General features: G+C 39.0%; 8 protein-coding genes. 1 reads left to right on the top strand and 7 read right to left on the bottom strand.

All coding sequences use genetic code 11. The features are described 5' to 3' along the window. The 6 genes from B2W36_RS22545 to spt all read right to left on the bottom strand — a co-directional run. Nucleotides 1-186 (bottom strand): hypothetical protein (locus B2W36_RS22545; protein WP_293889629.1); only part of this gene is annotated, 186 nt, incomplete at its 3' end. A 451-nt stretch (nucleotides 187-637) separates the two neighbouring features. Then, nucleotides 638-1036, bottom strand: coding sequence for a GtrA family protein (locus tag B2W36_RS22540; protein WP_209580620.1), 399 nt, complete (start codon nucleotides 1034-1036; stop codon nucleotides 638-640). A 2-nt stretch (nucleotides 1037-1038) separates the two neighbouring features. Further along, a complete protein-coding gene (locus B2W36_RS22535; RefSeq protein WP_209580619.1) occupies nucleotides 1039-1731 on the bottom strand; it encodes a CDP-alcohol phosphatidyltransferase family protein in 693 nt (230 codons plus the stop codon). A gap of 9 nt (nucleotides 1732-1740) precedes the next feature. Then, a complete protein-coding gene (locus B2W36_RS22530; protein WP_293889628.1) occupies nucleotides 1741-2733 on the bottom strand; it encodes an NAD-dependent epimerase/dehydratase family protein in 993 nt (330 codons plus the stop codon). Then, nucleotides 2730-3851 (bottom strand): hypothetical protein, encoded by a 1122-nt coding sequence (locus B2W36_RS22525; protein WP_209580614.1) that lies wholly within the window; start codon nucleotides 3849-3851, stop codon nucleotides 2730-2732. The genes B2W36_RS22530 and B2W36_RS22525 overlap by 4 nt, the downstream gene beginning before the upstream one ends. 13 nt (nucleotides 3852-3864) lie before the next feature. Next, on the bottom strand, nucleotides 3865-5064 hold the full coding sequence (gene spt, locus B2W36_RS22520) for a serine palmitoyltransferase (RefSeq protein WP_293883857.1): 1200 nt from the start codon (nucleotides 5062-5064) through the stop codon (nucleotides 3865-3867). Between the two features lie 411 nt (nucleotides 5065-5475). On the opposite strand from spt, the gene smpB reads away from it, so the two are divergent. After that, nucleotides 5476-5931, top strand: a complete 456-nt coding sequence (smpB, locus tag B2W36_RS22515) for an SsrA-binding protein SmpB (protein ID WP_209580610.1) — start codon at nucleotides 5476-5478, stop codon at nucleotides 5929-5931. A gap of 1 nt (nucleotide 5932) precedes the next feature. On the opposite strand, the gene B2W36_RS22510 is transcribed toward smpB, so the two are convergent. After that, on the bottom strand, nucleotides 5933-6835 hold the full coding sequence (locus B2W36_RS22510) for an AraC family transcriptional regulator (protein WP_293889627.1): 903 nt from the start codon (nucleotides 6833-6835) through the stop codon (nucleotides 5933-5935). Nucleotides 6836-6960: the final 125 nt, after the last annotated feature.

Below are 6960 nucleotides of genomic sequence, written 5' to 3'. Positions count from 1 at the left end.
GTTCTTATTTATTTCATTTTGGGCATAACTGCCTGGAAAGATGGGAGATTCTTTTTCGAAAGGGCCCTCCCGGAGCGGAACTGAAGGGGCAGATGGCCGGTGAAAGGTTCTGCGGGCAGGGAAACGGCCGGCCGGCAGCTGCACTATGACGGAATGGCCGGAGAGGTCGAAGTATGTGGAACGCACACCGCCGGGGCTCATGCCCGGTATCTTGCCCAGGTTGTATGCAGCAGACAGCGCTGAGCTAAAAGTAAACGGCCGCAAAAATGGTCGTATCGGGCGGCCAATGGGCATTTAAACTTGCATCAAGTTATAGGTTAGTTTAGGGTTTAGTTAGGTTTTGGTTAGGGTTAGTTTAGGTTTAATATAGGTTATACCTATACTAAACCTAACTTAAGGCTAAGCTATAGGTAAACAAAAACCAAACTAAGGGATAAGAAAGTAGTAAATGTGTTATCTCCGTATTAGCTCCGCAGTGAATCCGATTCAGGCATGCAATGGGGAAGCGCCCCAGATAGCCACCGCCAGCTTGCAGGGTGAGGCTACCCCCTAGCCTATCAGCGATAGAAAAAATAAGAGAAATAGAAAAGAGATTAAAAGCAGCTAGAACTGCTGCATTAGGAAACAGAGAAATAAATTAGTGCTTTTCATCCGTTTTAAAAACCCAAAAACGTTGAAGTGTATAGTTGAAACCCAAAGAAACGAGCAACTCTACAACAAGTTTTGAGAAAAGGAAATTCATATGATATACATTCACTAAAAAATGAATCCCTGTAGACTTCAGTGCAATGCTACCACAAACAACAATTACAAATTTCCATAGCTGGCTTCCCACAGACTTTTGTGTACTTCCAAACGACCAGTAACGATTGATCAAAAAATTAACAATAGCTCCAAGGCTACCGCTAATAGCATTAGAAAAAGGAGCGCTGATATGAAGTAACTTATAACAAGCTGAGTATACCCCAAAATCAAACAATCCGCCTAAAAAGGCGGAAAGCTGTGCTTTTAAAAAAGTAACAAACTTGGAAGACATCGTTAAATATCCCCCTCCTGCTGTTTCTTCAATTTATCCTCTTTATCTTTTTCATCCCCTAATTTGAGAAGTAGGCGCGTATCATTCGCATTAATTACAAATAGTGCAATACAAATTACAAGTACGCACCAATCGATGGATCCAGGCATTAACACTTCCAAGAGCATGACTAATGAAATAATCACTCGAATTTCAGTGGGACCCAAAATTCCAGCGTCTATTGTATATTTATCCGTAATTCTATACCTAAGTTGAGAAATAATCATTGCCCAACCATACAAAGCCACCAACGTAAATCCCAGATATTTGTAATCTCCTACAGTGTAAAGCACATATCCCAATCCAATGAAAACCGTACTGATCCAATCCATTACAATATCCAACGCAAAACCGTACCAGCGACGGGATTTATTCCGATAAAATGCGATCCGTCCATCCAATGAATCACCAAACCACTGCACAAAAAAACCGGGAATTCCTAGAAGTAGATAACGGATATCAACGTATTCGGCCAGTATAAAACTCCCCAATATCATTAAAGAACCTAAAAATCCGATTGCTGTAAGTCCATCAGAAGTAATCCAATTTGGGATCCGGGGAACGAGATACGAAATAAGCTTTTGTTCGGGTTCACTTAAGATATTTGTTCGCTTTCTATCCTGAAAAAGCTTTTTATTTATTTTTAACTCACTCATTATCTGCTATTATAGCCATTTATTTTCTTTATACCAAGCCAATGCCTCCATTAAGCCTTTCTTCAAATCATATTTAGGTTGGTATTTTATGTGACGCTGGGCAGCAGCGATATCACAGCCCCAGTTTTCTGCCGTAAGTTCATTTAGCCTTTCCGGATATAATACAGGTATTGCTTTAGATTTCCTATACAGAAGCTCAAAAATAACGGCTATAGTTTTCACAAGCCCCAAAGGGATATGCATACGGAACATTCTCTTTTGGCTAAACTCTTTAAAAATTTTCGCCATCTCATAACGGCTATATACCTGTCCGTCACTGAGGTTATACACCTGTTTCCCACCCTGGTCAAAACGACAGGCATCAATAATGGCCTGTACCAAGTCCGCGACATAAATAAAGCTAAGCTTCTGTGGCGAGCGGCCAACATATGCATCCATACCTCCATTCATGGTTTTAAAAAGAATAAAAATATCCTTTTCACGCGGGCCATATACTGCAGTAGGCCGCAAAATTGTTATTGGATGATCTTTAAAGTCATTCAATACGAGTTCCGCTTTCTGCTTACTACGTCCATATGCTGTAACTGGATGATAGGGATTACTTTCATCGATTAGAATTGCATCATAGCGAACGGGACCAATAGCGGCCAAACTACTAACAAAAACAAATCTTTTGATGGGATTTTTTAATGAAAAACAAGCCGATGCCAAATTTTTTGTATACCCAACATTGACCTTTTCAAGATCTTCTTCACGTTTGGCGCGGGTCATTGCAGCAGCATGAACTACATAGGTATAGTTTTCTGCTTCAAACAATTCTCTGATAGATCCTTCATCAGAGAAATCCGGGTAAACAAATTTATCTACAACGGAGCGAATTTCTGAAACATCACTTGACTTTCTCACCGCAGCATGAACTTCCATCCCTGCCGCCTTCGCTGCTCTTGTCAAATGATAGCCTACAAAACCACTCGCTCCGGTGATTAATATTTTTTCTATCATAATGATTTTTGATACAAACGATAACGTTTGTACAATTCTCCATTCATTTGCTCAATTGCGTGGTTCATCATATAATTGTGCTCCAACATCCATGAACATTCGGCCCCTTTAATATTGGAATCTTTTGATTCTTTTATAATTCGACCATACAAACATGCCTCAATACCTAGTTTACGGTAGTCTTCCAACACCCCTAACATGAGTACGCGAAGCAAATTTATTTTTTTCTTTCCAAATAACAATTTGAAAATTCCCGTAGGAAGTAAACGTCCGCGCTTCACCTTGATCAGGATCTGGTTAATATCCGGTATGCCCAGACCAAAACCAACAAGCTCACCATCTTTCTCAGCTACGATAGCAAATCGTGGATCGAGGATCATTTTTAGATCCTTGGCTGTATAATTAAACTCGTCTTCGGTCATGGGAACAAATCCCGAATTTTTATCCCATGCTCTATTGTAAATATCCCGAACTCTCGCCGCCTCATTTTTAAAATCTTTCACATTGAACTGACGCAAGGTGATACCAGATCTTTTCAGACGCTCCTCCAACCTATCCAAAAGCAATACAGAACGTTTATCAGCAGATTTCTCCATCACCAAATATGCGCGTAAGTCCACTTTATGACCATAGCCTGAATTGGTAATTAAATCGATGTAATAGGGAGAATTATAGGGCATCATAGCTACCGGTGGCATATCAAAGCCTTCAACCAATAAACCTACCGTGTCATTGGTCGACAAATTAATCGGCCCCACAATCGTATCACCACCTTTTGCTTTAACCCATTTTTCTGCTGTTTCAAACAATGCGTTTGCGACCTCCTGATCATTTATACAATCGAAAAATCCCCATTGCCCCTCATTCACATGATTAAAGGCGTTATGGTTGTTATTCCAGATTGCACAAATGCGGCCAACAATTTTATCGTTACGATAAGCTAGAAAAGGTTGTGCTTGAGAATGTTTATAAAAAGGATGCTTGTCAGGGGAAAGCAAATCGTTTTGTTCAAGAAATAAGGCGGGCACATAATTAGGATTTCCCTCATAGAGACTATGAGGGAAATCTATAAACAGCCGTCTTTGTTTCTTCGTTTCAACGGGTATAATCTGAATCATATACGATTAGATTTTATATTAATGTTTCAACTTCAGCTTGTTTGAATACTTTAACCATCTTTTCAATAGCCTCGTCGATTTGGTCATAAGTATGAGTCGCCATCAATGAAAAACGGATCAAAGACTCTTCAGCAGGAACTGCCGGAGAAACTACTGGATTGACAAAAACGCCATCATCTTGGAGCATTTTTGTTACCCAGAACGTTTTTTCATTGCTACGAATAAAGATTGGTAAAATTGGACTTTCCGTCGCACCTAGATCAAATCCATGATCCAGTAACTGTGCTTTGGCATAATCTGTATTTTTCCATAATTTTTCAATGTGCTCAGGCTCATTCTGAATAATTTCCAATGCTTTCAATGTTGAAGCTACAGAAGCTGGAGTCATTGAAGCACTGAACATCACCGAGCGTGCATTATGTTTTAAGAAATCAATTACATCGGCATCACCAGCTACAAATCCACCTAAAGACGCTAAAGATTTACTAAAGGTACCCATGATCAAGTCTACATCGTCATTAAGCCCAAAATGCGAAGCTGTACCAGCGCCTTTGTGACCAATAACACCTAAACTATGTGCGTCATCAACCATTACTGCCGCATCAAACTCATTGGCAATAGCGGTAAGTTCAGGCAAATTAACAATATCACCCTCCATACTAAAGATACCATCCGTACAAATTAACTTCGCGCTATCCTCAGGTAGACGAGATAACTTTGCACGCAAGTCCTCCATATTGTTGTGACCGTATTTAATTACCTTAGAAAAAGATAAACGGCTACCATCAATAATGGATGCATGGTCGCGTTCATCTAATAAAATATAATCATTACGCCCCATTAAACATGACAAAGGGCCAAGATTTGATTGAAATCCTGTACTAAATAGAATAGCAGCTTCTTTACCCACATAAGCAGATAATTTTTCTTCCAGTTCTACGTGAATATCCAACGTACCGTTTAGGAAACGAGATCCAGCACATCCAGTACCATACTTTTCCAAAGCGTCTTGCGCTGCTTTTATAATACGTGCATCAGTCGTTAACCCTAAATAAGAGTTAGAACCAAACATCAATACACGTCTACCATCGATTTTTACCTCGGTATCTTGTTTTGATTGAATAGGTCTAAAATAGGCATATAAGCCTTTAGCTTTCAACTCCTCAACAATCTTAAATTGCGATATTTTTTCGCCTAACTTTCCTTTACTCATGCGATAAAAAGGTATTTCTAAAACTATTTCTAACTTTTAGATGTTATTGTAACAAACAAAATTATCGAATTGGACTTTTATATAAAAAACTCGGTCTCCGATGAAAAATCTGCTATATCCACAATGTAAGCTGAAATTCTACGTTGCATATATTCACAATAATTCCAAAAAAACGTTGCAAACATACGAAAACATAATCTGACTTTCACTTAAATTTAGTCATATTTTTAACACATCGTCCAAAACAGTTAATTTTATTTTAATACTCCGCTAACATCACTCCACATAATTCTACTTTAAAATAAGACAATTTTAATAATTATATTTGCGAACTTTAAATTATCCTATAATTAGTTACATTTAGGTTCATTGCAATAGCAATGGTGTAGACTTACTAATATACAACAATATATGGCTTTATCTTCAGATATCAATATAAAAAATAAAAAAGCTTCTTTTGAATATCACTTACTAGACAAGTACATAGCAGGAATTCGGCTATTGGGAACAGAAATAAAATCCATCCGCGAGGGCAAGGCAAATATTAACGATAGTTTCTGCAGTTTTTTTGAAGACGGACTCTATATTCGTAACATGCACATTGCCGAATACTCCATGGGTTCTTTCTATAATCATGAGGCAAAACGGGACCGTCAGCTGCTATTGACAAAAAGAGAATTAAAAAAATTGAAAGAGAAGGGGGAAGAACGTGGTTTTACCATTGTCCCATTACGCATTTTTATCAGTCCGCGTGGTTTTGCTAAAGTCGAAATTGCGTTGGCACAGGGTAAAAAGGATTTTGACAAACGGGAAAACATTAAAGAAAGAGATGTCAAGCGTGAACTTGACCGTGTAATGAAATTTTAGGTTAACGCGCCAGGACATATGCGCCTGGCGTAATGCCCACTCTACTTTTAAAAAGCCGAACAAAATAGTTGACATCGTTAAACCCGGCACCATAGCAAGACTCCTTTACATTGCGGGTTAGCAAAAGCATCTTTTTTGCTACCTCAATACGCTGTTGGATCACATACTCCATAGGACTCAGTCCTAGCTCGCGGTTAAACATCCGCGTTAGGCTCGCCTTACTCATGTGAGCAGTCCGTTCGAGCAGTGCCATTGTGATTTTCTCCGTAATATGCTTCTGAATAAACTCCTGCAAATGTAGCAGAATCTTGTTGGGCGATTGCCCAATTTTCAATGCTATCGATGACTGGGACTGCAATAACCGAATTGTAAGCTCTTTAAAAGCGAGATCGGCGAGCACATCTTTTAACGGATTTTCGCTGATAATGATCTGAAATAACTTATTCACCAAATCGGCAAGCTCCGTAGAATTATAGAGGTGAAAAAGATCGGGATCAATACGCCACTGATTGACCTGCTCTTTGGGATAAAATTCATTCAAATAGTCCAAAACTGCCGCTATCTTTTCTTTATGAATTGTCAAAGCAGTACACTGCGTAGGCTTTTCTAAAGTTGCTTCAGGAAAATCGATGTGCATGCCAACAAGCGCGGGCAATACCATCATCTGCCCCGGCAGATAATCAAAAGACTTTATATTATCCAAATGCATGATCTTCTTCCCTTGGATCATATTAATCATAACCAGATCATCGAAACACAGCGGTACATGTTGCGAAACACGATACGTTTCGTAGATATTAAGCTCCAGGCTATCTAACGTGAATGCACGTCGGTTTTCCACTAATGTACTCAACTCCCGAGCCTGAGAAAATGGCAATGTATGAATTAACGTCCTGTCTCCCATGATGTACCAATTAAGTAAAATGGCTTTATATCAAATATAACAAAAAAATGGAACGTCGGTTTTCATCCATTTGAAACAATCGTGCTATGTTTTGGATCGATACTGCTACGGGATTGAATAATTGC

The sequence above is a fragment of the Sphingobacterium sp. UBA3549 genome (genome assembly GCF_002376635.1).
Lineage (GTDB): Bacteria > Bacteroidota > Bacteroidia > Sphingobacteriales > Sphingobacteriaceae > Sphingobacterium.
This window is presented reverse-complemented; position numbering and strand designations above follow the sequence as displayed.